Annotated in this window: 19 protein-coding genes; 8 read left to right on the top strand and 11 right to left on the bottom strand. The window is 40.3% G+C overall.

Translation table 11 applies throughout. The features are described from left to right. Positions 1–28: 28 nt before the first annotated feature. The gene (locus tag H6G75_RS26945) at positions 29–457 is read right to left on the bottom strand and encodes a type I restriction-modification enzyme R subunit C-terminal domain-containing protein (RefSeq protein ID WP_277884111.1); all 429 of its coding nucleotides are present in this window, start codon (positions 455–457) and stop codon (positions 29–31) included. 1,284 nt (positions 458–1,741) lie between these two features. On the opposite strand from H6G75_RS26945, the gene H6G75_RS26940 reads away from it, so the two are divergent. The 6 genes from H6G75_RS26940 to H6G75_RS32795 all read left to right on the top strand — a co-directional run bounded on the left by H6G75_RS26940 (position 1,742) and on the right by H6G75_RS32795 (position 8,136). Next, a complete protein-coding gene (locus H6G75_RS26940; protein ID WP_190982975.1) occupies positions 1,742–2,971 on the top strand; it encodes a hypothetical protein in 1,230 nt (409 codons plus the stop codon). Positions 2,972–2,977: 6 nt separating this feature from the next. Further along, entirely contained in the window at positions 2,978–4,927 is a 1,950-nt protein-coding gene (locus H6G75_RS26935) for a tetratricopeptide repeat protein (RefSeq protein WP_190982974.1), read from the top strand. Positions 4,928–4,970: 43 nt separating this feature from the next. Next, entirely contained in the window at positions 4,971–5,879 is a 909-nt protein-coding gene (locus H6G75_RS26930) for a hypothetical protein (RefSeq protein WP_190982973.1), read from the top strand. Positions 5,880–6,082: 203 nt separating this feature from the next. Then, on the top strand, positions 6,083–7,174 hold the full coding sequence (locus H6G75_RS26925) for a matrixin family metalloprotease (protein ID WP_190982972.1): 1,092 nt from the start codon (positions 6,083–6,085) through the stop codon (positions 7,172–7,174). A gap of 191 nt (positions 7,175–7,365) precedes the next feature. Continuing rightward, positions 7,366–7,548, top strand: a complete 183-nt coding sequence (locus H6G75_RS32800; protein WP_206757380.1) for a hypothetical protein — start codon at positions 7,366–7,368, stop codon at positions 7,546–7,548. Continuing rightward, complete coding sequence (locus tag H6G75_RS32795) at positions 7,549–8,136, top strand: transposase family protein (RefSeq protein WP_397332809.1); 588 nt, start codon at positions 7,549–7,551, stop codon at positions 8,134–8,136. Here H6G75_RS32795 and H6G75_RS26915 read toward each other — a convergent pair. Continuing rightward, a complete protein-coding gene (locus H6G75_RS26915) occupies positions 8,133–8,906 on the bottom strand; it encodes a DUF928 domain-containing protein (RefSeq protein ID WP_190982971.1) in 774 nt (257 codons plus the stop codon). The two genes, H6G75_RS32795 and H6G75_RS26915, sit on opposite strands and share 4 nt — an antisense overlap. 133 nt (positions 8,907–9,039) lie before the next feature. Continuing rightward, on the bottom strand, positions 9,040–11,376 hold the full coding sequence (locus H6G75_RS26910) for a CHASE2 domain-containing protein (protein WP_190982970.1): 2,337 nt from the start codon (positions 11,374–11,376) through the stop codon (positions 9,040–9,042). 95 nt (positions 11,377–11,471) lie between these two features. Here H6G75_RS26910 and H6G75_RS26905 point away from each other — a divergent pair, with 95 nt between their 5' ends. Beyond that, positions 11,472–12,683 (top strand): sigma-70 family RNA polymerase sigma factor, encoded by a 1,212-nt coding sequence (locus H6G75_RS26905; RefSeq protein WP_190982969.1) that lies wholly within the window; start codon positions 11,472–11,474, stop codon positions 12,681–12,683. Further along, positions 12,680–13,807: a DUF1822 family protein gene (locus H6G75_RS26900; RefSeq protein ID WP_190982968.1), complete on the top strand. Its 1,128-nt coding sequence runs from the start codon at positions 12,680–12,682 to the stop codon at positions 13,805–13,807. The genes H6G75_RS26905 and H6G75_RS26900 overlap by 4 nt, the downstream gene beginning before the upstream one ends. 224 nt (positions 13,808–14,031) lie before the next feature. On the opposite strand, the gene H6G75_RS26895 is transcribed toward H6G75_RS26900, so the two are convergent. From H6G75_RS26895 to H6G75_RS33625, 8 genes are all read right to left on the bottom strand, one after another. Then, complete coding sequence (locus tag H6G75_RS26895; protein WP_242051656.1) at positions 14,032–14,511, bottom strand: GNAT family N-acetyltransferase; 480 nt, start codon at positions 14,509–14,511, stop codon at positions 14,032–14,034. Between the two features lie 164 nt (positions 14,512–14,675). Beyond that, positions 14,676–17,429, bottom strand: a complete 2,754-nt coding sequence (locus tag H6G75_RS26890) for an S-layer family protein (RefSeq protein ID WP_190982966.1) — start codon at positions 17,427–17,429, stop codon at positions 14,676–14,678. Between the two features lie 65 nt (positions 17,430–17,494). Further along, entirely contained in the window at positions 17,495–18,991 is a 1,497-nt protein-coding gene (locus tag H6G75_RS26885; protein WP_190982965.1) for an HlyD family efflux transporter periplasmic adaptor subunit, read from the bottom strand. Between the two features lie 91 nt (positions 18,992–19,082). After that, positions 19,083–22,013 carry a peptidase domain-containing ABC transporter gene (locus H6G75_RS26880; RefSeq protein ID WP_190982964.1) on the bottom strand — a complete coding sequence of 977 codons (2,931 nt, stop codon included), beginning with the start codon at positions 22,011–22,013 and terminating at the stop codon, positions 19,083–19,085. Positions 22,014–22,053: 40 nt separating this feature from the next. Then, on the bottom strand, positions 22,054–22,851 hold the full coding sequence (locus H6G75_RS26875; RefSeq protein ID WP_190982963.1) for a peptidylprolyl isomerase: 798 nt from the start codon (positions 22,849–22,851) through the stop codon (positions 22,054–22,056). Positions 22,852–22,924: 73 nt separating this feature from the next. After that, complete coding sequence (locus tag H6G75_RS26870) at positions 22,925–23,671, bottom strand: PPC domain-containing protein (protein ID WP_190982962.1); 747 nt, start codon at positions 23,669–23,671, stop codon at positions 22,925–22,927. A gap of 220 nt (positions 23,672–23,891) precedes the next feature. Then, positions 23,892–24,647: a PPC domain-containing protein gene (locus H6G75_RS26865; protein WP_190982961.1), complete on the bottom strand. Its 756-nt coding sequence runs from the start codon at positions 24,645–24,647 to the stop codon at positions 23,892–23,894. Positions 24,648–24,926: 279 nt separating this feature from the next. Beyond that, positions 24,927–26,414 (bottom strand): calcium-binding protein, encoded by a 1,488-nt coding sequence (locus tag H6G75_RS33625; RefSeq protein WP_190982960.1) that lies wholly within the window; start codon positions 26,412–26,414, stop codon positions 24,927–24,929. Between the last annotated feature and the right edge of the window lie 71 nt (positions 26,415–26,485).

Genomic DNA, 26,485 nt, shown 5'->3' with positions numbered 1-26,485 from the left:
AGTTATGAGTTTCTTGAATAATTTATAGCTACGTTTCTTTGCTTTCGGAATTTATACACAAAGGTCTGAATTTCTTTTTTAGTAAGCTATCGCACACCATCACCTCTCCCGCGACCCCAACAGTTTCACTGAAAGACTGCACAATAGAAACAATCCCATCAGCATCATCAACCCCAAAAACTCCGTCTAATCCCTCGTAGTGCAACTCGGTGAATGGCGGTTCATAGAGCAATCCCGCATCCATAACCCCGTTTTGCGTCAGGTAATCAATGATAGTTTCCACAAAGCGGATTTGAGTAGCATTGAAACTACTGCCCTCCAAATATCTACCAAATGCTTGTTTCGCTGCATTTCTGTCTAACCCAACCAACTGGCGAATGAATAGCTTGAGGTTGAGGTTCTTCCCGCAGACTTCTTCAAATCTCTCCCGGCTTTCGACTTCTTCGGCATTGAACAGCAGTTCTTCTAGGACAATAGATCGGACTCTGTTAATGGAATATTACGTTTAGGAGATGCGATCGCATAAATCCTTGCTTGCCAGCTTTCCTTTCCAGACCCTATCACAAACAGCCACATCTTTTTATATTTAAAAAGCCCTGATAAAATTCAGGGCTTAGTTTTGTACACAGTTTATTAAATGCCAGCTATAAAATCTTTGCCAGCAGTTTTCTATACAATTAATCATCCCTGAATTGCTTAGTTAAAGATAGTCGGGAAACTACCCATTGTTTACTCATTTTCCCCTAGGTAGTCATTTAACAAAATCTTAAGATTTGTATATATTCTGACTCTGCTATCGTTCGTTTTTTGGAGTAGACATAGCCGAGACCCTCATTTTTCTTAGATATTTTTAGACGGGCGCGTTTTTTTGTGCCTTTTTTACTCATTCTCAATCAATCTTAGCGATGCCTGCGGCGGGCTACGCCAACGCACTTCGTCTATCCAGTTAAGCAGATTCTTATCTAGCAAGCTTTTTGGGCTGTTCTATCCGTCGAACTCACGTTAATATTGAATGCCTTGCTGATTTTTCATCTCCTGAACCCTTGCATTTTCAGTCCTTTTAGGGAATGAAACAGCCCTGCTCTTAAAAAGGAGGGCTAGGGGGGATCAAAAGGCTGTTAGGCAACTTTATCGGACTTGTGTGTACACCGTAGCCTTAAAAAGGGGGACTTAAAGAAAAATTTCCCCCTTTTCAAGGGCTGCGGTGTACACACAAATTATCAAATCATTGTAGAGACGTAGCAATGCTACGCCTCTACAAAAAGATGTGTTTCAGATTCAAAGGAAATTGGTAGAAGTCCTAATTTTAAAACGCTAAAACCAATTCACTGTAAGCATTTCACTTTTTACTTTTTATTTTTGCTATATCTTGCATAAAACGTAAATGCAACCGTAAGTAATAATGAAGGGCTTGAAACTACGGATTTTGTAATTTGTAGATCGAGCTGAATCACGGTTTAACAGCAAATTTAGTTTTGCAGTCGAACCAATCACCAAACCACAAAAAAGGAAAATCAAACTCATGAATTCTATCAAACCCAGTAACCAACAAGCGTCCAAATCAGAGCAGTTATCTATGAAGAAATTTGTTGTGCGCGAAGCTGAAACTGTTAGAACAACCATTCCTAGCCACAACCCCTAATTCTTTGGAAATCTGAACACTAATTGCTGTTTGTCTACATTAAGTGTTCGACTTGAACCCGTTGTCAGTAGATGACGGGTTCGATTACCTGCAATAAAAATGAACTACACAACTAATACTCAAGTTGCAGTCTATCCGTTTACAAGGCAATCTGAAGGTGAAGAAATAGTTATTGGTCGTCCCGATACTTCTGTCTTCTTAGTTCTGCCTTTTGATGCAGTGGAATTATTAGATCATTTGAGCAATGGTAAGACCGTTGGAGAAGCGAAATTTCTTTATCAACAAAAGTATGGTAAAGTTCCCGCTTTAGAGGAATTATTAGAAGTTCTAGAAAGTAAAGGATTTGTGCAACGCCTAGTCAAAAATAGAACTAACCAATCCTATGTTGCTATCAACAAAAATAACTCATCATTAAAGTTTCATTTCGCCAACTTTCCGCGATCGCTAGCTCAAAAATTATTCAGTTACAGAGTTCTTGTGAGTTGCAGTGTACTAATTGGCTTGGCTTTGATAGCGTTTGCTGTTGAACCTTCCCTTATACCTGGATGGAATGCTCACTTTTTTCCGCAAAATTTGACACTGATGCGTTTGCTAGTGCTAACAATGGGCTACTTTACAGTTTTTCTCCACGAGATGGCACATTTAATAGCGGCGCGATCTGTTGGTGTCTCTTCCCGGTTGGGGATTGGTCATCGGTTGTGGGTATTAGTAGTAGAAACTGATATGACTGGTGTTTGGGGTATCCCTAGAAGCCAACGTTACTTACCGTTGCTAGCAGGTTCACTGCTTGATGCCACCTCGGCTTCTGTCTTAATTTTGCTGTTGTTTGCTGAAAGCCACAACTGGCTGGTATTCCCGGCAATCATTGTGCAGCTAAGTCGAGCCATGTTGCTGACTTATCTATTACGCTTACTCTGGCAATGTTACTTGTTTGTCCGCACAGACTTTTATTTTGTCGTTGCTAATATTTTTCGCTGCAAGAACTTGATCAAAGATACAGAAGTGTTTTTGCATAATCAAGTAGCTCGCATTTTGCGCTCGGTAAATCATGTAGATCAGTCCCACATTCCACCCAGAGAAATGCGAGCGATCACTTGTTATGCCTGGTTGTGGGTTTTAGGTCGAGTTGCAGCGATCGCTGTCTTGATATTTATTAGTTTACCTTTAACGTGGCATTACGGCTTGGTCATTTTCTCGATCTTTGGCGCTGGATTCCAAGCTCATCCTTACGCTTTTATAGATGCGTTGTTATTGACTTGGTTATCTTTGATTACTCAAGGTGCTGGCGTTTTGCTATTTGTTCGGAGTTTGTACAAATCGCTGAGGTGAATTGATATGGATATGCCCAAATATTCCTTGTCAGCAAGTCAGGTCATTCTAGTAGAAGCTGAATCTAGTTCTCGTCGTGCGTATCTAGAAGAGTGGCTAGATGAAGCTAAAAATAGTGGTGCAACTACCTGGCTATTAACGTGTGATCGCAACTTGGGCGGCCCTTGGGCTGGTTTAAATGACTGGTTGAGCAGTTTAATTCCCCAGATGCAACGCCTCGCACCTGATTTGATTTGTGAACACGATTACGAGCTATTTAATGTTTTGCCTGCTTGGCGTGGGGTAATATTAATCCGCTATCCCATTTTAGCAGACATAGCTCCCTCAGAAGAAAAAGCTCTCAATCATCCAGGCGATCGAGTATTTCGGATTCTGCATGGATTAATTAATTTATTAACTGATTGGTATCAGCGTGATCATAGTTCTGCTTGGGTGATTGTGTGTGATGATTTCAATCGCGCTGGTCATTTAGTACACCGCTTCTTTGCAGAATTGATGCGTCGTCGGGGTCAGCAACTAAATTTAACTCTCCTAATCGCTACCGATCCTGGATGTGGTGAAATCATAGCGAAGCAGTTTGAGCCTCAATATCAAATTCAACCTGTACAACTACTTTTGCCATCTCAGCCTTCTACCTCTGGTCAACAGAACGTAGCTCAGTTGTTGCAAAATTTGGTACAGCAAACAGAGCAAGACGCTATTAAGCTAGAGATTCATCTACCTCAATTAATTCATTATTCGCTACTGAGCAATCAACCAGAAAAAGCACTGCAATATCAACTAAAAGCTCTATCAATTTATACAGAACAAGGTCTTTATGAAGATGCTGCAAACTACGGTGAATCTGCGTTGGCGCTGTTAAATCAGAACTGCCAGAAAGACAACGAGCTTTGGTTTATATATGCGAAATTATCGACTTGTTATGTCAATTTAGGCAAATATCAGCAATGTCTGCAATTAATGACAGAAGCAACAGTCAAAATAGTAGAGCCAGAGTACCTGTTTCATTGCTACTACAGAATGGCAATGCTTTATACTCGCTATCTTCCAGAACGTGATCTAGTTAAAGCTGAAGCATATCTAGAAAAAGGTTTAACCCAATTGCAGCGAGCTAATTTATCAGAACATCTCAAAATGTTTCATGTCGCTTTTAACCGCAATGGATTAGCACTGATCCGGCTACGCCAAGGACAAGCCCAGAAAGCGATAGAATTGTGTCGCTCATGTTATCAACGAATTAACGATCACTTTGCGCCGAATCAGCACCTTTTGCAACGGGCTGTCTTAGTTCATAACATTGCTCAGGTTTACGCTTCTTTAGGTATTTATGAGCAAGCGATCGCTTATTTTTCATCTGCCATTGCGATCGACTCCAATTACTCAGAATACTATAATGATCGGGGAAATATATATTTAAAAATGGGGCGCTGGGAAGCTGCTATCAGCGACTACTTCAAAGCAATTGAGTTAAGTCCACCTTATTCAGAAGTTTGGACAAATTTAGGCCAATGCTATCGTCAGATGGGTCAAATGACGGCAGCAATTCATGTCTATTCTACCGCTTTGGATCTTAACCCTAATCAAGATTTGGCTTTGATAGGTCGCGCCCAAGCGTATGAATCTTTAGAGCAGTTCGAGGCAGCTTTGGCAGACTATAGCGCCGCCCTAATTCTCAACCCCAACCAACCTTTATTACTAGCAAATTGTGCTGTTCTAAATTATAGTTCCGGACACTATCAGGAAGCTTTAAGCAATTTAAATCAGGCGATCGCTCTATCACCAACCAATCCAGATTTGTATCAAAATCGAGCAGTCGTCTTGGCTGCAATGAGTAGTTTAAACGATGCTATTTATGACCTCCAAACTTATTTACGGCTAATTCCCAATGCAGAGAATTACGCGGAAGTAGAAAACCATCTTTCAAATCTTCAAGCTCGTTTCTCGGTTTCCATATAACCTATTACACACCAACTCACAATCCATATCAGGTGATATCAATATGAAAATTAAATTTGTTGTACCTATCCTAATAGTTACACTTGTTTCTGGAATTGCAGTAGCTTATGCAAATAGCAACAGTGAAAGTCTAATTACTCTAAACCAAGCTACACAAAAATCTGAGCTAGATCAAACATTCAAATCGGCTGTCAAAAGTTCTGATTTCATCTTTCAAGGTGTTGTGACGAAAGTTGAGTATCGGATGTCAGATGCTTCTTCCAAAGGTACTCCTCAACTACCATACACCTTTGTTACCTATAAAATTGAGAAACTAGTCAAAGGGCAAAATCAGCAAGAATTTGTCACCTTACGATTCCTCGGTGGGACTGACCGTAATGGTAACATTTTGCAAGTGTCGGATGTCCCTTTGTTTGATGTAGGCGATCGAGACATTCTCTTTGTCAGCAGAAATGGCCAGTCTGTTTGTCCACTAGTGGAATGTGAAAAAGGTCGTTTCCGGCTAATCAATCAGCAGGTATTTGATAACTTTGGAAAACCGCTTTTGCTTAATCAAGAAGAATTAGTATTAGGCCGGCGAGTACAGATGCAAGAAGTCCTTGTTAACCGTATAGGTTCTCATGTGGTGGAGTACGATGTCTCCGACAACCAGGAAAAAACAGAATTACCCACACAGAACACAAAACAGCAGCTAAATTTACCATCTTTAAATGAGGTGCAATTTGAAGGTTTAATTCAAAATCAGATACAACGACTAATTCAGTCCAGAGAACTCCAAGTTCAGCCTATTGTTAGTGTGGATATTCAAGAACCCCTCTCTGCGCCCTTAGTACAACCAGCCCGTCCACCACAAGTACCATCTGATAGCCAACTGTCTGTTGGTGAATCAGAACGTCAGGAAATCACAACAGAAATACGTCAGCAGCCTGTAATCAAACAGCCTCAAAATTAATTTTGAAAAACTTAGTCAGTTTATCGCAGCTTCCCATCACAGAAACTATGAACTAACTAGTGGTTCATCGCATTAATTGTAATAAGTGAGAGTGGTCAGATCCCCGACTTCTTTAAGAAGTCGGGGATCTTGGAACCCAGCAAAACTAATGGGACAGACCACTAACCTCTAACCTTCACCATCAATCACTCAGGAAAATAATCATGAAAAAACTTCTAACAACTCTACTCGGTCTTGCTCTATTTAGCACCATCGTAGGTTACACTTCAGATGCTCTAGCGTACGTCTCCTTGAAATGTGATGGTAAAAGAGTCAAATGGCCCAATTCTCCAGTCACAATGCGAGCCAGTCAAGTCGGTTTTCCCGTAGGCAATGGCTATAGAGAGGCTTTAACAGAAGCCATTAATCTTTTTTATCAAAATCCCAGCAATTTTTGGTACACACTTACCTATGATGATCCATTGGTTGGAGTTGGTAATGGAGAGACAGAGGCTTGGTGGACTGGCGATCCTAATTTGACAAACACAGCGCGTGCATTTACTCAGTATAATTGTAGTTCTGCTTCAATTTATGAAGCGGATGCGGTCTTCTATAACGGCGAAAGCTACACTTCTTCTACTAATGATAAGCGATCTCTCTGGCCTTATGGCGGTGGGTTTCGTCCTTTCCAAACTACTGCTATCCATGAACTTGGTCATACAGTGGGGTTAGAGCATGAAGGTGATGAATACAATGTCATGGGCTTTGACTTCACACACATCTATGCCAATGGTACGAAAGCGACAGCTTATTTAGGAGAGGATGCTGCTTATGGAATTGCCCAAATCTACGGCTACTATCCTGGTTCTTACGAAGATATTTCTGTAACGCATTGGAAATACGCTAACTATGCTAGTGATGGGTACAGTGTCCATGACCGCACCCGGATACTTGATAGTAATGGAAATCTTCTCAGTTCTTACATTGATACTGGAGAACCGCGCTACATTGTCAATCGAGGTCAAACGGTGCAGGTTGAGTTCACTTACGAAAACAATGGAACTAACAAGCAAAACACAACGGCTGACCTTTATGTCTCTACCAATGACTATATCTCTAGAACAGATACCTGGCTGACGCAGTATTTCCCGACTATTGATCGGGGAAATGTTAACACATTTCCCTATAGCGTATCTATTCCTAACAATCTAACGCCAGGCAAATACTACATTGGTGTCTTGCTAGATGGTGCGCGTCAACTGAGCGAGATGCGCGAAGACAACAACGCCACTTACATCGGCATTGAGGTGCGCTAATCTACTTGTAGCAGTAAACAGTAAGCAGGTTTGAAAGTCCATTCGTGTACGGGTTTTATAATTTCCTTGGTTTGGGCTTTCATTAACCTTTGAAAATGATATCGTACAGTAGACTTGTCCGAAATATTAACTTAGGAAAAGAAAAATGGTAAAATGTTGAAATGGGTGTTTACCATTTTCCAGTATTAGTTATGGTTTTTGATTATATCCAAAAATATCACCACCGGACAAAACAAATTTTAGGGATTAGTTACGAACAATTAAAATCACTGTGGAATTGCGCGATAAAACGGCACCAAGAAATTAAAACAAAACTCCAAAGCCAGAAAATAAGAATTAATGCGGCTGGCGGTGGTCGTAAAGAATTGTTATAAATTCAAGAACAAATCTGTTTATGTCTGTTTTATTTGAGGCAGATGCCAACATTTCAAGTATTAGGAATGTTATTTGGTATTTCTAAAACTGAAGCTAACGATGCTTTTCATTATTGGATACCAATACTGCGAGATGTTTTACCAGCTAGTTTATTAGAGCAAGTCTCAAATAATGAGAGCAATTTACTATTTGTTCAGGAAGTCTTAATGAATTTCAGGCTATTGGTCGATAGCCTGGAACAGCCAATATATAGACATTTTGACCAAAAAGAACAACAAAAATATTTTTCTGGTAAGAAAAGACAGCATACTTTGAAAAGTCAAATGATTGGGATGCCAGAAGGTAAGGATATTAAGGATGGTTCACTGCCCAAGCAAGAGCAAAATGTTAAAGAAACACCTTGTACCACTGGCAGCGAAATCATGTCCCAGATTTTCGATGCCTGTGGACAACACGGCTTGGAACTGCTTGATGATGGGATTTACCGTAATGATGTGAAATTAGGCAAAGTCGGTTTTACTAACGGCAACTGGTGTGTCATCCGCACAGCCCCAGCCCATCAAGGGAGAGTCAATGGACAAGTTTAATTAATCAAAGGTTTTGTAGCCAGTTTCTCTAGTTGAATAACTTTTAGTAAATTGTTCCAGCCTTCAATGATTTGTGGATCTTGGGAATTTGTCAACCGCAGTTCTGCTAACGTGGTGAAAGCATCATACCAAATGCCATTAGCTGCATAAATTGCTGCTTGTTCTAATGGGGAAGACTGTTGAATACGCTCTCGTAGTAATACATCTAAATTCACCCGTTGCACCCAGCCTTCTACATAATTTAATGTAACTAGTTGTTGAGAAGGGCAAACGACTTTCACTTTTAAAAACCAGTGATATGGCTTGTTAGTTTTTAATAAAATTTGAGAATTTTGCAATTGCACTCGCACAATTCCAGGTATTGTGGGTACTGAAACATTTGTGCGTTGGATGGTTTTATTTTGCTCGGTTTGCAAAACAAATTCAATTGCTTGAATAGAAGATTGGTGATAAGGCACATAAAACCAAAAGCTGGGCTGTTCTACACTAGTTAAACCCCAAACTTGGGTAATGTTGCCTTCATCAGTACTATGTTTTTTTTGTTCATAACTGGGTACAAGAGCAGTTAAAGGCAAGCTAGATACAGCACAATCTCCCCGCGAAGCTCCTTCGCCTCGATTTCCTGGTGCGCCGCGATCAGGCGGTGGTGGAGGTAATTTGAATTGAATTGTTACTGATTTTTGTCCGAGTGCTGGCAAACCTTCAAGACAACTTATGACAATCACACTGAGTGCCGTTAGTGTAGCTAGTCGTTGAAAAAATGTTTTCATCTGTCATTGCTCCTAACAGGTGTTTAGTCATATCTATTTTTATTAATCACTGGAACAAGACCAGTTTTCGCAGAATGGAGAAAATCTTTTATAGCAAAACTCACGAAAGGATTAACAATTTACAATATAAGCTCTACCTAGCTTTGAGAGATTGTTCTGTGTAACAAGTAATAAAGATGATACTACTAACAAAAGCGATCGCCGCAGGAACTAACGGTATCCAAGCACTCCACTGAATTAACACAACTAGACAAATTCCGTAGAGGCTAGCGATCGCCATTAAAGTTACTAACCCTAAATAAAGCGGTCGTCGGATGTACCAAGCGAGAGTACTACCGATTAACGAGCATCCCCAAATCCAGATGATTTCTTGCCACAAAAACCAAGTCCAAAGAAGTGATCGCCCATCTAGTGACGCACTCACCAATTGACTAATCATTTGCGCTTGCAAGATTACACCGGGAATTTTCTCAATAGCACCTCCATTGGTGATGTAAGGTGTAGAGGAATAGTCTTGGAAACTTTGGGCTGTTGTCCCAATTAAAACAATTTTATTTTTCACAGTATTAGCGTTAACTTTGCCTGTTAATATCTCGGTTAGTGTCACTTGCGGCACTAATTTTTGTAGCGATCGCCCTTGGCGGTAATTTAACAAAATTTGGTGTCCCCCAGCGTCGATACCTTGGTAGCCACTGGTATGGGCTGTTAATGGTGGAAAAATAGTTTTACCCAATTTCCAAGCACCATCTTTGGTAAATTCTAAAAAAACCTGGTGAGTCGCCAAGTAACTTAATGCAACTTTGACGCTGAAAGCATATTGGGCCTTGCAAGGGGAAGAAGGCGGTGGTGTGAATGCGAGTAAATGGCGACGGGCAATATTATCTGGGTCGAGTACCAAATCACTAAAACCCAAGCTTTCCGGTGGTATTTCTGGGGGAGGCTTGATTCCAGGATTTTCAGTGAGAGAATCGCTAACTCGACAGACTGCAATTAAATTTTTACTTTTGTCTAGATATTGGGCAAGTTCTGGTAAGTTTGGTTTGACAGCGCGATCGCGGTAGATATCTAATCCAATAACTTTTGGTTGAGCAGCTTGTAATTTTTTTAACAGTCTTAACAATGATTCATCGGAGAGGGAACCTTGAGGTTGTTCCGGAGATTGTAACTGCACATCTTGTTCAGTGATTGTCACCACTAACAATCGTGAATCAGGTTTTTCCTCTGGACGGAGTCGCTGCAACTGATCGAATGCTTGTAACTCCCATGCTTGGAAGATTCCCAAATATCGCACACCGACAATTAAGCTAGCGATCGCTAAACTTGAAGCAACGAGCCAAAAAAGCGGCAGTTTTGATGTATTGCTTGGCAGATTATTCCGCTGCAAATCCGCTTTACCTAACCAATCCTGCCAACTTGGTGGTATTTCTGCGAGATTTTGGTAAATCACAGGTAGCCAACTTGCACAAGGAAATTGCCCATCTAACCCTTGCAGTCTTTCCCGCGCTTCCCGAACTGCTAAATATAGCGATTTACCACCTGCGTATGCTTGTAAGAAATGTTTGAGAAATGTTTGCGCCACTCTATCGGGTACAGGTTCGCGCATGACAATTAATTGGGGAATCTGTAAAGAAGCGAATTCTCTCGCTAACCCTAAACCATCGCAAGAATTGAAAATGGCTAACTTTAAACCGCGCTCTACAGCTTGTTTTAAAGCATACTTTAACTGCTCAATTTGTAAACTCTCAGTGGGGTTAATGTAAATTTGACCTGTTTCGCCTGTACTTTGACTCGAACTATGTCCCGCGAAAAAAAGAATATCCCAATTTTGTTGCCAAAGATGATCTGTTAAATCTTCCCGCGATGGCTCTACCAAAAAGTGAATTTTTGTATCAGGTAGTTGCTCTAACAGTAGACGATCTTTGTTGATATCGACTCCCTGACTATCACCTAATAATGCCAAAATTTTAATCTTGGCAGTGGGTATGGGCAAAATACTGACCTTTTCATAGCTAGGGGCGCTTAAAGCAATTTCGGCATTGGGATATCGCTCGATTAATTCCCAAAGATGCCAAGGAAGTTTTTGTAATTGATAATCTTCAGTCTGTAAAATGATGCGAATTACATCAGAAGTTTGCAGTTTTTCCAACCATTTTTCGCGAATAGGGCGAAAAGATGGTGATTGTAACCAATAATTAAGGCGAGCGCGTAAATTTTGCGCGGCGGCTAAACATTCTTGGTCACTAGGAATTTGTTTGCTTGATTTTGGTAGCCCTTTGGGACGAGCCGAAAAGTCTAAACTCCGGTAAATCGCTTGCCAACAATTAAAATTTAGTGGTAATTCTATATCTGGAGGCAGTTCGCCAATCACTTCACTTTCAGGACGGCTGTTTTCCTCACCAAGTTGCAGCGTCACTGGAAACCCAGCCTCAAAGCTGCCTTTGCCAAATTTTAAAACTACCAATTTAGTCATTTTTCGTTAGTTCTTTGTCTCTGTACCTTCAGTAAAGTGAAAGTAACGCACAGTAGTTTGAAGTAATTCCCTATCTTTATAAAAGCAAAATTATCATGTATTCCCGGCAAGATATTATTCAAATCTTTTCTACCTTCGTGCAGTTCAACGGCGACACCTTTGATCGTTGGGTGGCTGATCCCAAGCTGCGGCGGAGTATGCAAAACTGTGTTGCCAATCTGGGAGAAGAATCAGAAAGCTTTTGGATAATTTATTGGCATCGGATTTGGCAATTGCAAACTAACCCAATTGCTGTGGCTCATTTTGCCGCCTACTTGCAAGAAGTCTGCTATTGGGTAGCAAGAAAAATGAAAATGAAGGTATCGAGTCAACATTCTGTAGCTGATTTTTTCCAAACTGCGATCGCGCGGATTGATAAAGTTCTGCGAAACTTTAATCCCCAATTTGGCACAAACTTGAAAATTTACGCTGAATATACTTTTAGCAATCTCATCAAAGATTTGTTACGTAAGCATCAAGAAGTTGATATCTCTACTGATTGGGGATTACTGCACAAAGTTAGTCAAAAACGATTGATAGAATCTCTCAAACAGGCAGGTTATAACAGTCAAATTATTGAACGTTATGTTTTAGCTTGGAATTGTTTTTTACAACTTTATGCGCCCCAAGATGCGGCAACTGCTCACAAATTGGTGAAACCAGATGATGTTAAATTACAGGTGATCGCCCAGGTTTACAATACCCAATCTTTGAGCCAGTTAACTTCTACTCATCCAGTCGCTACTCCCGAAAGTCTAAAAAGTTGGTTACTTGCTTGTGCCAAAGCCGTGCGTTTTTTTCAATATCCCACCTCAGTTTCCCTAGATGTTCCTGTTCCTGGACAAGAGACAGGGGAATTGCTTGATTTGTTAACTGATAATTTCTCAGAATCGGGTTTAGAGGAAATAATTCTCCAAGAAGAAGCAGAGACATTAGCCTTGCGGAGTAGCGAAGTCAGTCAAATTTTAAGTGAGACACTGGCACAATTAGACACTACATCTCAAGTAATTTTGCGAACATATTATCAGCAAGAATTGACTCAACAGCAGATTGCTCAACAGCTAGGAGTCAAACAATATGCTGTTTCTCGGCAGTTAACTAAAATCAAAAAGACTTTACTGATGGAGTTAGCGCAGTGGAGTCAAAAAGCACTGCATATTCCTGTGACATCTGACGTAATCGACAGTATGAGCAATTCTTTAGAAGAATGGTTAATTGCTCACTATCGCCCGCTTGTTCTGTCGTCGCCCACGGAGTTTGAAAAATGACTTTTGATACGCAGCTAACCTTAGAAATTTTACCAACAAGGGAATTACCAGCTTTTTCCACATCAGGCGCAAGTTGGCGAGCTTACCTCAATCAAATCAGCCTGGAAGCATTTTTAGCTTGGGTGAAAGCAGAACAAAATCCCAGTGCGAGAGTTGCAACACAATTAGCAGCCTTACCCAGCTTTTGGGAATTTGTTAATGGATGTGTGATCGCCATTCAAGATATACGATTAGTATTAATTCCCACAACCGCAATTGATACAGCAGAATTGCGCGTACCCCAAGAATGGCTGGATATTCCAGATTGGATAGCTGATTACTATATTGCAATACAAGTTAACTCCAATGCTGGCTGGGTATCGATTTATGGATATACCACTCATCGCCAATTAAAAACCAAGGGTGTGTATGATGCGAGCGATCGCACCTATAGTTTAGACACAGATGACCTGATTAAAGACATCAATGGTCTGTGGATTACCCGTCAACTTTGTCCCACAGAAATTTTACGCGAATCAGTCGCACCTTTACCAAACTTACCTTTAACGCAAGCCCAAAACTTACTACAACGACTCAGGCATTCCGAAATAGTCTTTCCTAGGTTAGCAATTCCCTGGGAAATTTGGGGCGCATTCATCGCACATGGCGGCTGGCGACAACAATTATACGAACACAGACAAGGAACATTACAACAATGGTCAATTCCCCAATGGCTGCAATCAGGAGTATCAAATTTAGCACAGCAGTTTGGTTGGAATTTGACACTATTACAATTAGCGCCCCGTGGAGTCCGCAGCCGCGAAGTTGAAGAGTCTGGGGGGTTGACTCGACAGTTAACCTTAGCAGGAAATTTCTATGAATTGCGTGTATTTCCCATCGGAGACTTAGCAGATAATACCTGGCGGTTTGAGTTACGCAACGCCAACCCACAACAGATAATTCCCGCAGGATTTAAATTGAGACTGTTAACCGAAGATTTACAACCTTTTGCTAATAACGAGGATACAGCCCAAGAAGTGATCGCTCAACTTTACGTTGATGTAGTAATGGAACCAGGAGAAGGCATTGTTTGGGAAGTGGAACCAACACCAGAAGGGTATGAGAGAGAAATTTTACAGTTTTAAATAAATATTGAAGGGAAGATACGGTAATTGCCATTCAAGATTAACTGATTTTTCCCTGGGGTTGAACGACTCATTTTCATTTTTGTGGAAGTTCTGACAACGAAAGCGCAAGTTTCTACAGCTTGCGCGAAACACTAAAACGCGAAGACAGAAGTTCTGGGAACGAAAGTGGAAGTTGCTACAAGCAAGGTAAAACAAAACTTGTGTCTACACCGTAAAGGATGTCAAAACTTGTCAACTCTAAAAACCACAATAGGATTTCCATTCACAATTGTTTCTTTCACCTTCTTCATTCCAAGTCTTTGGGCTACTTTTTGCGACTCAAGATTTGGCAGATCACAGCTTGCTACAACATACTTATAGCCAAGTTCATCGAAACAATACTCTAGGATTTTGGTCGCAGCTTCAGTAGCGTACCCTTTTTTGAGTGCTTTAGGCAACAAGGCATAGATTAACTGGGGTTGTTCTTCATCAAAGAAATACCATAAACCAACAAATCCAATGACTTCATTATTGCTATCTATCTTGATCAACCAAAGACCAAACTTTTCTTCTTCAAAGTAGTTTATGCTCTGCTTGAGCATTTCTTTAACCTGTTGTAGAGAAAAGATTTGGTCGTCACATAGATACCTTCTCACATACGAATCAGTAAAAATTAAATGGAGTGTGCTAAGTTCACTCTCCAAAATAGGAGTTAAAGCCAATCTCTGCGTTTTAAATATCATTTGTAATGTACAACCTGTTAATTATCTTGTTTTTTAAATAGCCGGATTTTAATTACAATAATTTCACCCACAAGCTTAAAACTGAGTCTTCTATTAATTAACAAACTGAAAACTCAAGTTGTATATCTGAAATTCAATTTAATTCAAATGCCAGTCTGACAAAATCTATTTTTACTCCTAACTCCTGAGTCCTGAATTAAACCATCAAGTGCCTGAGCCACAAGATGAACATTACCTTGTTTATCCATAACCCATCCTTGCGCCGGAACAATTGGCTGTTGATGTTCGACTACCTTAGTTGGTTTTGCTATTATGTCTGGTTTGTTTTGCGTCGCCTCATCCAGCGTTACCCATTGAGTAATCACAGCCCTTTGGCGCAACGGTTCACTAGGACTTAAAGGTACTCCTCCCCGCCCTGTCACGACAAAACTATTGCTTCGTCCCCGTCTAGGAGTGCAGCCTTGAGTAATTTGCTCCGAAGCATCAACTAAATTGGCGGGTAGTTCTACTAATCCTTGGTTGGGGTCGACATTGGGGGTATTTAGTTCTATGGTGCCGTCTACACCTAATTCTGAACTGGCGGTGATGTCATTAAAAACAGTGGAACTTTCACGAGGTTGAATATCAAAGATCCCAAAGGCTTGAATATTTACTCTCCCACCGTTACCAGTGAAAGCATTGGCTGTAATATCACTATTTTCGTTGGGAATAGTAACGATAAAACCATTGGGAGCATTAATAGTGATGTTTCCACCATCTCCGCCTTGCCTAGCTGTACCTGCTGAGGTAGAAATTTTGCTGTTGCGGCGTAACAGTAATATATCCTGCACTTGCAAGTTAATATCACCGCCGTTACCCGATGTCGTAATTGCTGAAATAGCTGCTTGATTATCTAACCGAATTGAACGGGCTGTTAAATTAATATTGCCTGCATCACCTACTGCATTAGGCTCTACGCTAGTAAATGCTCCACTAGGGCTAATGCTATTCATACTATCAAAAGCGATCGCATCTCTGACATTCACGGTTATATTGCCTGCATTGTTTTGTCCTAAAGTGCTGGCAAATAATCTTGCACCATCACCGACAAAAAGTGAATTAGCCTGAATGTTAATATCGCCCCCCAAGCCTGTTGCTTCAGATTCTACACTGCTGAATATACCGCCAGCATCTCCATTTTTATCCACACCTGCTAACGATACATTACCGCTAATTTCCAGTTTTATATTGCCAGCATTTCCTTGCGCTAGTGTGTTGGAATTGATTTGAGCGCCACCTTGCAAAGATAGTGAACTAGCTTTGATAGTAATATTTCCCCCAGAGCCAGTGCCACCATTAACCTGGCTACGGATAAAACTAACTGATCCAGTGCTATTCACTCCTGTCAATGAGACAGAACCACTAGTTTCAATTGTTATATCTCCTGCTGATTGAAAACCGCTGACACTAGTATCTATTTGAGCGCCATCACGCAAGGTAAATGAACTAGCACGAATAGTTATATCTCCGCTTTTGCCAATGTTACTACTTACCTTGTTGGTAAACACACCACTAGGCAGATTCTCAATGTCCACTCCAGCAAAAGTTACAGGGCCACTGACATCAAAAGTCACATTCCCTGCATTTCCTTCTCCGATTGAAGCTGAAAAAAATTGAGAACCATTGAGCAAAGAGGAGGAGTGAGCTAGGATAATGATATTTGCTCCATTACCAATTCCATCACCTCCGACAAAAGCGAATGTACCACTGCTATTTTCAAAGGTGACAGAATCTTTGGCTTTGAGTGTTACGTTCCCTGCATTTCCTCTACCATTGGTTACAGACCACAACGTAGAAACATTATTGAACAAGACTGATTCACCTTGAATAGTTATGTTTCCCCCATCACCTATAGCGTTAGTATTAACACTGTTAAAAATTTGCGATCGCTCTTCAAATTTAACTGCTCCTGTAGCATTAAGAGTAATATCACCTGCTTGAGAGCCAACTTCACCCAATTCTGTACCTATACCAGCAACAAGGGTACTTTTTCTGAATAAATCTAAATTGTGAGCATTAACAGCAATACTCCCGCTATTTTCAGCAACGACATTGATTGTAGAAGCATTAGTCAACGATATATCTGCTCGTGCTACATCAACCGGAAAACTCAACTGTAGATTATTATCAAAATTCAGTCCTACTATTCCTGGTGCTGCTAGTCCACCTAATTCCACTCTACCGCCAGGAGCCTGCAAAATTCCGCCATCTAAACTGACATTACCACCTACAAAAATTAAAGATTTTCCTGGTAATACTTGTAGACCAAGATTACTATCAATTGACCTATCAGTATCTAAATCTATTCCTCCAATACCATTAACTTGAATTTGTCCAGTTTTGCTGGCGAACTGTAACCCAATTGGTATGCTGATCGATAGTAAAGGAGTAATTTGATTAACTTTAGCTCTGAATTCTCTGCCATCAGCAAATTTTAAGCTATTAGCTGTAGTTGCTAAAAAAGAACCCCCAATATTTAGCTTGGCATGAGGTTGAAAGATAATACCTTGAGGATTAATAAGAAATAGATTAGCTGTACCATTAGCACGAATTAATCCATCAATCTGAGAAACTGAGCTACCTGTAACGCGAGTAATGATATTCTGAACGTTTGCCGCATTATTAAAGGTAGCTGTGCTGTTGGTAGGTACAGAAAACTCTTGAAAACTGTGAAAAAGATTGCTTCCGGCTGGTGTTCCGCCGTTGATAATTGTGGTGGCGTTGTCTACTGTGCTGACACGGGAATTTATTGGTAAAGTCGCATCTGGGATAATTTGAGCAAGTAGGCAATTTGACCAAAAAACGGTAGTGCTACTAAGAGTAATTCCCAATATTTGCAGCCAATAGTTGTTTCTCATTGATCATGCTCCCCCGTCAACCCATCCTCTATACTTTCTTATATCTTGGCTACGAATAATATTATTTAGCGAATAGATTTTAAACTTTCAGTCTTCTGCACTAAAAAATCTGTAAAAATGCTCATAACTGTGCGCTTGCGTAATTTAATGTTGGCGTTAATAGACATACCTGATTGCAAGGGTATTTGGCGTTGATTAATTAGTAAATTCTGTCCATTTAGCCGTACTTTAGCCGAGAAACGCCAGAAATTATAAACTTGGTCTGGAGGTAAAGCATCAGAACCAATTTCAATTAATTCGCCTTTGACATCACCATATTCTTGAAAAGGAAAGGAATCAATTCTCACATCTACCTGCTGTCCTTCGCGGACAAAACCAATATCGCGGTTGGTGATATAAACATTAGCAACCAAATTACTATTAGGCACAAGTTTGAGAATTGGTTCGCTAGACTGTACTACAAATCCTGTTGATTTGGCTTTGAGTTCAAAAACTGTACCATCTACGGGAGAAGTGATTTTTTGATATTTCAAAGTTTGTTGAGCTTGCGTTAATTTACTATCAATTTCGCCAATTCGGCTATTAATTTCATAAATCTGTTTTTGATTTTCGACAATTACTTTAGTTAACTGACTATCAATATCTGCAATTTTTTTGTCGTTATCTGTAATTTTGGCTAATAAGTCTTCTTGAGAAACTGCTGCCGTATTAATAAATTTTTTCTGATTCTGAGAAATTGCTAATTGTAACCTCTGCTGTTCTTGAGTTAATTGAATTACTTCTGCTTGTTTGGAATTTACTTCTTCTTCTTGCCTTAAAGTTTGAATTTTGGGGTAAGCACCTTCTTTATCTAGATTTTTGAGATTTTTGTAAATTTGGCTATTAATTGCCAGTAATTTTTGGGCGCTGGCTAACTGTGCCTGGGTTTGGAGTAATTTTTGCTGTGTTTGTTGAGTATCTAATTTAGCTGTTTCTAGGCGTGATGCTAATTCTGTTTGACGATTTTGCAAGCGTAATCTTTGTTCTGTTGTCAGTGTTAATCCTGCTGTTGTACCGTTTAATTGAGCGCGGTATAATTGGTTTTCGGCAAGGATGGCAGCACGATTATTTGTTAATAATGCTAATTCTGGTTTAATTTTTAATAGAGCAGTTTGTTGGGCTATTTGCTGTTGAGAAATATTGCCTTGCAATTGACGACGATAAAATTCATTTTCTAATTCCAAAGATTGCTTTGCAAGTAATTGAGCCGCACGACTTTGTTTTAATGAAGTTAATTCCGCCGTTGAAGTAGTTTGTTCTAAACTAATAAGTATTTCGCCTTTTTTAACTCGTTGACCATCTTTAACTAAAATTTCTTTAACAACACCATTAACAGGTGATTGAATTTCTTTAACTGCACCTTTTGGTTCTAGCTTACCAGTCGCATGAACTGATTCTTCAATTTGGAACACTGAAGCCCAAATTACTGTAAAGGTACTAACTCCGATAATAGTCCAAGCGATCGCTCTCGACCAAGAAGAAGTTTGTTGTAAAAGAACTGGCTGATCAAATTGAATATTCATGATGGGTGGGAGTAGGGAGTTGGGAGTGGGGAGTTGGGGAGAAGAATAACAAATAACGAATGACAAATGACCATTGACTCTTGACCATTAACTAAATCTGCGTTTCCTGTTGTTGATATAAGCAGTAGTAATAACCTTTACGTGCCATTAATTCTTCATGAGTGCCTTGTTCGACTACTGCGCCTTTATCCATCATGAGAATGACATCAGCGTGGCGAATTGTGCTGAGGCGGTGTGTGATGAAAAATACTGTTTTATCTTGAAAGGATGTGGCTAAATTGCGACAAACTTGAGCCTCAGCGTTGTAATCTAGCGCACTGGTGGCTTCATCAAGAATGAGTAGTTGGGGATTTTGTAACACCGTGCGAGCGATCGCAATTCTTTGGCGTTGTCCTCCCGATAACCCAGAACCCCGTTCACCAACACGGGTATTGTAACCGTTGGGCAGGTTCATAATAAAGTCGTGGGCGAAGGCAACCTTGGCAGCAGCAATCACTTCTTCATCACTGACTTCCGAACTTCCTAGGGCAATATTTTCGCGGACTGTACCGTCGAATAATAAGGTATCTTGCAACACCATGCCAATTTGACGGCGTAAAGAATACAGTTCAACTTTGCTGATATCGTAGCCATCAATCAAGATTTTGCCAGATTTGGGTTCGTAAAGGCGAGGTAATAATTTGAGCAATGTGCTTTTACCAGAACCACTTTGACCAACGATGCCGATAAATGAACCAGCAGGGAAATCTAAATTAATATTAGATAGTTGCAAAGGCCCGTGTTCGCGGAAGCTGAAGCTGAGATTTTCAAAGCGCACACTACCTTGAATACTCGGCATAAGGATATTTTGGCTGTCAGTTTCTATTTCTTGGGGAGTGTCCAAAATATCAGCGATACGTTGCAGAGATAAGGCGGTTTCTTGGAAGTTCTGCCATAGTTGCATTAAGCGTAATAAGGGACTAGTGACATAACCTGCCAGAATGCGAAAGGCTATAAGTTGTCCTAAAGTGAGTTGTTGATTGAGAACGAGGAAAGCACCCACCCACAACACCAACATACTAGAAAACTTGTTGAGAAAATTGCTAAAAGAACTGGCTGTAGTCTGCGTAGATACGGTTTTGAAACCTGCACTAATGTATCTTGCGTAACGTTCTTGCCATTGCCAACGCGATCGCATTTCTAAATTTTGCGCCTTGACTGTCTGCATTCCTCCCATCACTTCTACTAGGTAGGATTGAGTATCAGCGTTGCGTTCGGCTTTTTCTTGCAACTGTCGCCGCATCACAGGCGATACTATTAAGTTGAGCAAGCCAAACAAAGGTACTGTTGCTAATGCTACTAACGTGAGGATTGGGCTATAAATTGCCATAACTACGATGTAAACTACAGAAAACACCGCATCCATCACTACAGTTAAAGCTGTACCAGTCAAAAAAGAGCGAATGTTTTCTAATTCGTGAATGCGTGTTGCTAATTCCCCTACAGGATGACGCTCAAAATAAGATAATGGCAGACGCAGCAGGTGATTAATTACCTCTGAACCCAAAGACAAATCGATACGATTAGTTGTATCTGTAAACAAATGGGTGCGAATGTTGGTGAGTACGGCTTCAATTACGGCAACCACCAGCAAAAAGATGCCAAAAACTTCTAAAGTGTCAGGACTATTACCCACCAAAACTTTATCAATAATGACCTGAGTAACTAAAGGATTTACCAGTCCAAATACTTGAATCACAATTGAAGCCACCAGCACTTCAATTAGTACCTTACGATAACGGCGCAGTGCGGGAACAAACCAACTCAAACTAAACCGCGCCTTGGGTGTATTTTTAGTAGTTTGTAATAGTAAAACTTCGCCTGTTTGTCCCCAGTTTTCCGCAAAGTCTCGCAGTTTGTAACGCAGCATTCCCATTTCTGGAACTGCAATTAGTAACTCTTGGTTACTGTTTTTGTAGATAATTGCAAAACTATCTTGCCAACCAATCATAACTGGTAGTTGTAAGCGACTGACAGCAACAGCAGGAACTTGCACCATCTGTGTAGTTAATCCCATCAACTCAGCTGCGGCGGCGCAAAATTGCAGAGATATCCGGCCTGTTTTTTCTTGTTGTTTTGTTAAAACCCGACGCAAAACATCACGGCGCAAAGGAATATTAAAATACTGGCTTAACATCGCAAAGCAAGCCAAAGAACCATCTAACGGGCCTCTACCGCGAATATAAGGATATTTCTTTTGTTTACCTTGGGTAGTTGATTCTGCATTAACAGTAATTTCGGTAGCGTAAGGAATTTCAGCAGGTACTTGTGGTGTAGGTGTTGGATTTTCTTGAAATAACGATTTAGGTAAACCTACTAAACGCATATTAGCGTTAAATTTCCAGTGTTCGACATCATCAATATCTAGACGACTACCAACAGGAAATTCAACATCAAAATTGCTGCTAACTAACCACAAATATTTTGAGTCTAATTGTTTGTGGGATAGTTTTTTAACAGGAAATGTTTGAATAATTGTCGATTCTGTTGCAGTTTGGGCAAGCTTAACTAAATTTTTGCTACCATCAGCCCGACGGTTGAATTCTTCTTTTAGTAGTTCATATACTTCGACGATTGTGATTTGTTGATGTAACGTTTGAGTAAAGGCTGAATCCTGTTTAAGTAATGCCAGAAAATCACTAATAGGGAAATTAAGAGTGATAACTTCAGTAGAGGCGATCGCCGTTTCGCAAGCAATCCCCCGCACATAACTTATCCAACCCAAAACTTCACCCGCAGAAAGTAATTTTAGCGTTACAGGATTAGGTGAATCAGCATTATAACCTAACAGTCGAGCTTGCCCTTGATAGATGATACTAATCTGAGTTGGCATCGCTTGTTGAGTTACTATTACTTGCCCAATGCGATAACGCAGAAATTGTGCTTTGCTGAGTAAATTTTCTCTAATATGTTGGGGTAAAAAATTGAAAGGAAATATCTTTGCTGTGAACTCTAGAAGGTCAATTGTTGTATCTGTAAGCATATCTGGCACATTATTTAATAATAGTAATTAGAAAAATCTCTCACTCTCCGCGCCTCTGGTTACTGAGCGAAGTCGAAGTATGCGTCTCTGCGTGAGACAAACCAACTCCCATCCAAAGCTTCTCTTCTGGCGACAATTGACTTATTTGCTGTTGCAACCAAGCTTCAAAATTTTCTTGCAACAATCTTTGGCGCATAAAATCATCTAATTGTGCAGGAATTATCTTTTCTACCCGAACAATTACCCATAAATTGCCCCAAGGTACAGGTGATTGCACTACACCAACTTGGCTTGTATAAAGCAACTGAGCAAAATTAGGAGTAATACTACCAAATTCCACCGGGCCAATAATTCCACCTGTATCAGCTTCCAATCCTTGAGAATATTCTTTAGCTAATTCAGCAAAAACCTGTTCACCTTCAGCAATCCGAAAAAATAATTCGTTAGCAGTTCCTCTATTTTCTATCCGAATTAAAGAGTAAATAACTTTATCTAGCTGTCTTTTACGTTGAAGAAAATAAGATTCTAATTGATTTCCCCAAGTTGCTTGTTTAAATTTCTCAATTCTGAGTTTGCGAGTTGCTAAAATTTTTACCTGTTGGTGATGAAAACCATAACGTAAGCACCAATCTTGGATTTTCTTGTCAGTTTTTAAATCCCAATGTTGATAAAATTGCTCAAGGGCATGATTGATTTCTGCTTGTGTACAACTAATTGATGCAATTGCAGCATCGATAATACTTTCACATAAAAATTGTGGCATTAAGTTGTAACTAGCTAATAAAGGAATTATATTTGGAGGTGCGATCGCGTCGCCTAATTGTAAAGCTGTATTCATATTGTGGAAAGTGCAGTAAAAATTATCAAAATTGGTATGGTGCGTTCCAAATAACGCACCATAATCTTGTTATTTACGCTTCAGGAGTCGTAAAGTGATCAAAAGCCAATCTGTAACCAGTAGTGCCACTAAATTGATTGACTTGCAAGAAGTAATTACCAGAGTCTCTAATGTTAGAAATCACATCCGAAACATTACCACCATTAGTAGAACTTGCAACTATTTCGCCTGAATCAACAATGCGATTGTTATTAGAGTCTCGAATTAGTCTGATGTCAGCATCAGCGAATAGGTTGCTAAGTGTAATGTTTACACCCTCAAACGATCCTAAAGAGAAAGAGTATGTATCTGAGGTGTTGGTATTAGTTATAACATTAAAGCGAGTTACATCACCCGACAAGTTCCCAAGTTCAAATTCTCTCGGCAGAAGGTTATTATAACCAAGTGTTGTATTGGGCAAAGTTGCAGACACAGCAAAATCGTAAATTCCAGTACCTGAACTACTAAAAGAAAGGCGGTGAACTTCGGCAAAATAAGTACCTGCATCTAATCGATGATTAATCGACTCATCTCTGTTGATCTGATTAGGAGACGCGCCTAATTCAAGGTCGCCTGAATCAAACACACCGTTGCCGTTATCCCGAAACAGCACTAAATCAACATCATCACCAGTACTGATATCTGTCACAGTCAGATTAACGTTTCTGGTACTATTAATGCGAAACTGAAATACATCATTAGGGGCGGTTTCACTTACAGTGAAGTTGCTTCTAACAACAGGAGTACTGTTTAGTAGTGTCCCAAGATTAAACGTAGCCATGTTTTCTTCTTGAATGAGAGTGTTGATTGTAATTTAGTCGAGTTGAAATTAGCAGATGTAATTATTTGTTTAGATTGAAAATAAAATCATCTGCAATTTAATTTCAAAGTTTGAGCCTGTAATATCAAGTTTGGTTGATAAGATTGGTAGGGTGCGTTATAGGATGAACGTCTATAACGCACCGCAAATTTGGGATTGTGCGTTACTACAAAATTACAAATTAAGCTTCAGGGGTAGTGAAGTGGTCAAACGTTAAAGCATACCCAGTCTGTCCACTGAATTGATTGACCTGCAAGAAGTAATCACCAGATTGCCTAATGTTAGAAATTAACTCTGATGTAGTACCACCCCTAGTAGAGCGTGCGACTTCCTCACCTGCATCAACAATACGATTGTTGTTAGAGTCTCGAATCAGTCTAATGTCAGCATCAGCGAGGAGATTGCTGAGTGTAATGTTTACACCTTCAAACAATCCTAAAGAGAAAGAGTAAGTATCTGAGGTGTCAACATTGCTGACATTATTACTGCGAGTAACATCACCTGATAAATTACCAAGTTCAAACTCTTTCGGTAGGAGATTACTAAAACCAGCGGTAGAGTTAGATGCAGTTGCAGACACAGCAAAATCGTAACTTACACTACCCGAACTTCTAAGCCCAAAGCGACGAACTTCGGCAAAATAAGTACCTGCATCTAATCGGCGGTTAATTGCGTCATCTCTATTACCAGAGGCATTGGCAAGACCAACTACTTGGCTACTCAATAGGTCGCCTGCATCAAAGACACCATTACCATTGTCTCGATAAAGTATTATGTCAGCATCATCACCAGCACTGATATCTGTTAAAGATAAATTGACGTTGCTAGTACTATTAATCCGAAACTGAAAGATATCATTAGGCGCGCTTTCACTTAAACTAAAGTTGTTTTTAACGACTGGGGTGCTGCCTATGGTACCAAGATTATAATTAGACATTTTGTTTCCTTAAATTAGAGTGTGAATTAGGTTTTGGTGAAATTGAAATCAGCAGATGAAATTTTTGTTTGGGCCCAAAACAAAATCACCTGCAATTCAATTTCAGGATTTGAGACTATGGGAGTGATGAGAAGACTTTTGAAAATGATACCAATTTGAAAAATGATTGCTACAGATGAATTGTTTAAAAGCTTATAAAACAACTTTTTTACAATCCAAAATCTAAAATCCAAATTGGTATGAGATTTATGCAGAATTGAAGTGGTGGCAAAAAGCTTTTTAAGCTAAAACAACATCTGTATAAACTGAGAAACCAGCAGGTTTATTGTCGATAGTTGCAAACACCTGGCCTTGATAAGATAAACCACCTGTAATGTTGTCATAGCTAAATTGATTCAGGCTACTAGCACCAAAACCAACTTTGCTAATGACCACTTTATCTCCCTGGGCGCGACTGAAGTCTTTGATAGCGTCTATGCCATCCCACTGAGACTGAGGTTTCGCAGCGAAGTAGAATTGATCTGCACCATATCCACCATTGAGTACATCACTGCCTAAACCACCAGATAGGTAGTCGTTACCAGCACCACCGGCTAGGTAGTCGTTGCCAGCACCACCATAAAGGTAGTCATTGCCAGTACCACCATAAAGTGTGTCGTTACCTTCATCGCCATAACCTACTAATGGTGTAGCTGTGTCACGACCATTGAGTAAGTCATTACCTGCGCCGCCTGTAAACTGCACACTAGTGATGCTAGTTCCTGCCAAGCTGTTGACATCTAAGATGTCATCGCCACCTTGACCATTGATTTCAAACTTCTCCGCCGTATCCACAGTTAAGGTAAACGCCACTAAGTTGAGGCGGTCAAAAATGGCTCTGCCTTGGGCATCGGCTTGCAAGCGGAAGTTATCACCTACACCTGCACCATTGACCTCAACTACATCGTAGCCACTGTTACCACTGATTCTGTCGCTACCGTCGCCGTTATTCCAGATGAGTCGGTCGTTACCGTAGCCACCTGCAAAGGTATCATTGCCGCGATCGCCAATTATGGTATCGTTACCATCGCCACCTGATAAATAATCGACTCCATCACCACCCCGGATTAAGTCATTACCAGTACCACCATCAAGACGGTCATTGCCAGTACCACCATAAAGAGTGTCGTTACCTTCATCGCCATAACCTATTAATGGTGTAGCTGTACCTCTACCATCAAGTAAGTCATGACCTGCGCCACCTGTAAACTGCACACTAGTGATGCTAGTTCCTGCCAAGCTGTTGACATCTAAGATGTCATCGCCACCTTGACCATTAATTTCAAACTTCTCCGCCGTATCCACAGTTAAGGTAAACGGCACTAAGTTGAGGCGCTCAAAAATAGCTCTACCTTGAGCATCAGCTTGCAAGCGGAAGTTATCACCTACACCTGCACCATTGACCTCAACTACATCGTACCCACTATTACCACTGATTCTGTCGCTACCATCGCCGTTGTTCCAGATGAGTCGGTCGTTACCATACCCACCTACGAAGGTGTCATTGCCGCGATCGCCAATTATGGTATCGTTGCCATCACCACCTGATAAATAATCGACTCCATCACCACCCCGAATCAAGTCATTGCCAGCACGACCTTCTATAATATCGTTACCTGCCAATCCAAAAATCCGATCATCGCCATCAGTACCGACAAGTGCAGGGTAATATACTCCGTTTTGAACTGTGCCATTGTCATTAAAATTAGTACCGTATCTAGTAACCATACAGTTTTTCCTCATGTAATCGTAGGTCACATCTATCTAGTACGTGTGATACTGAGGTTTATGCAGGCGAC

Source organism: Nostoc sp. FACHB-280, assembly GCF_014697615.1.
In the GTDB taxonomy this organism is placed as follows: domain Bacteria; phylum Cyanobacteriota; class Cyanobacteriia; order Cyanobacteriales; family Nostocaceae; genus Nostoc_B.
The sequence above is the reverse complement of the archived record's forward strand: the minus strand, read 5'-3'. Positions and strand labels throughout refer to the sequence as shown.